Here is a 1,796-nt window from a genome sequence, read left to right as displayed (position 1 = left end):
CCAGTATCCACTGCACCTTCAAGTTCGCGGACACAAGGTAGGCCAGCACTTGATCGGCCGCCTGGGTATGCGTTCGACCCGACTTGAAGTCGTATCCGAGCACCGGATCGATCACTGCGGCGTTTCCCGTCGCCGGGTCTGACAGGACATACGACACGGTCCAGGTTTCCGGGTCGAAGAAAGCTTGAATACGCGCTGTACGGCTCATGGGCGGCTCCTTGAAGAGTTGCTTTGCGCCCGCCGCGGGATGAACGGATTCATGGTTCACACCGCCTTGGCGTTGCGGGCATTTGCCTGCCGGTCCAGCAGTTCGAACGCGCCCATTCCCGCCAGCATAGCCACGACAAAGACGGCGGCCTTGCCTTCGCCCATGCCCAGCGCGACGAGCGCCGGCCCCGGGCAGAAGCCCGCGATGCCCCAGCCGATTCCAAAGAGCAGGCTGCCGCCGACCAGCTGGCGGTCCACGGTGCGGGAGGAGGGAAGTTTCATTTCCTGCCCCATGAGGCTCAGAGTGCGGCGACCCGCCACCCCGAATGCAATGGATGCTACGGCGACGGCGCCCCCCATGACCAGCGCCAGCGAGGGATCCCACGCGCCCGCCAGATCCAGGAATCCGAGTACTTTGGCGGGGTTTGCCATGCCGGAGACCAGCAGGCCCAGGCCGAAGATCGCGCCGGCCAGAAGGGAAAGGAGGTTGTACATGGTGACTTACCCAAGAACAAAGACATGACGCACGAGGAAAACCGTGACGAAGCCGGCCAGCATGAACGCTGCCGTGGCGACCAGTGAACGGGGCGATAGCCGCGCGATGCCGCAAACACCGTGTCCGCTGGTGCAGCCGGATCCATAGCGTGTCCCCAACCCGACGATGAATCCAGCCGCAATCAGGGTTCCGTAGCCGGCTTCAATCTGTGGCCGCGGCAGTTGGGCGAACAGGGCAAACAGCAGCGGGGCGCCAACCAGTCCCGCCACGAAGGCAACACGCCAGCCGATGTCGCGGCGCGCGGGACGCAGCAAGCCGCCCAGCACGCCGCTGATGCCGGCGATTCGGCCGTTGAGCAGCACGAATATGGCCGCGGCAAAACCTATCAGGATGCCGCCTGCCAGAGCCGGCCACGGCGTGAATGCATTCCAGTCGATGTGCATAAGTCAGTCTTTCTGGCAACAGATGATTCAAGGCAATCAGGGCAAGGTTCGCAGACCGCGGCAACCATTGTCCCGCACAGGGTTCAGGTTTGCACTGGATCAGGTTGCCTGGCCGCGCGGCAGCGGTATCCTAGCGATGCGCTACTGCCCTGCGCCTTGGCCTGCGAGGTGCCGCCATCCGGGCATAGAAGAAGCGCTTGGCCCCTTCGGCCAGTGTCAGGTAGGCCGCCACCATCACCAGTAGCCAAGCAAAAAAGGCCGTGGGCGGCGGCTCGAAGTGAAAAAGCCGGCCCGCCGGCGTGAAGGGTAGCAATAGGGCCACGGCCACAATGGCCAGCGAGGCGGCCGTCAGCACCGCACTGGGGCGACTGGCCCAGGGCCTGCCGCGCGTGCGGATCACGAAGATGACCAGCACCTGCGTCACCAGCGACTCGATGAACCAGCCGGTGTGGAACAGGACTTCGTCCGCATGCAGCACCCGCAGCAAAATCCAGAACGTCAGCAGGTCGAAGGCGGAGCTGACCAGGCCGAACAGCCACATGTAGCGCTGGATGAAGGCCATGTCCAGCGCCCGCGGGCGGCGCAKGTCGCCGGGGTCGACCCGGTCCAGGGGGATGGCGGCCTGCGACAGGTCGTAGAGCACGTTGTTG

3 protein-coding genes and 1 pseudogene are annotated in these 1,796 nt (G+C 64.6%); all 4 read right to left on the bottom strand.

What is annotated here, in order from left to right:
• A pseudogene (locus AC1D0Z_RS20815) lies at positions 1 to 208 on the bottom strand (MBL fold metallo-hydrolase); the annotation flags it as partial.
• Between the two features lie 56 nt (positions 209 to 264).
• Positions 265 to 702 (bottom strand): DUF6691 family protein, encoded by a 438-nt coding sequence (locus AC1D0Z_RS20810; protein ID WP_477660064.1) that lies wholly within the window; start codon positions 700 to 702, stop codon positions 265 to 267.
• A 6-nt stretch (positions 703 to 708) separates the two neighbouring features.
• A complete protein-coding gene (locus AC1D0Z_RS20805) occupies positions 709 to 1,146 on the bottom strand; it encodes a YeeE/YedE family protein (RefSeq protein WP_477660063.1) in 438 nt (145 codons plus the stop codon).
• A gap of 130 nt (positions 1,147 to 1,276) precedes the next feature.
• A partial coding sequence (locus AC1D0Z_RS20800) for a cation transporting ATPase C-terminal domain-containing protein (protein WP_477660062.1) occupies positions 1,277 to 1,796 on the bottom strand: 520 nt, incomplete at its 5' end.

Source organism: Polaromonas sp. P1_E3 (assembly GCF_056405935.1).
This window is presented reverse-complemented; position numbering and strand designations above follow the sequence as displayed.

What these genes read in the sequence shown, in the direction of transcription:
- AC1D0Z_RS20805 (WP_477660063.1), bottom strand. Translation starts at nt 1,146, where the DNA reads ATGCACATCGACTGGAATGCATTCACGCCGTGGCCGGCTCTGGCAGGC.
- AC1D0Z_RS20810 (WP_477660064.1), bottom strand. Translation starts at nt 702, where the DNA reads ATGTACAACCTCCTTTCCCTTCTGGCCGGCGCGATCTTCGGCCTGGGC.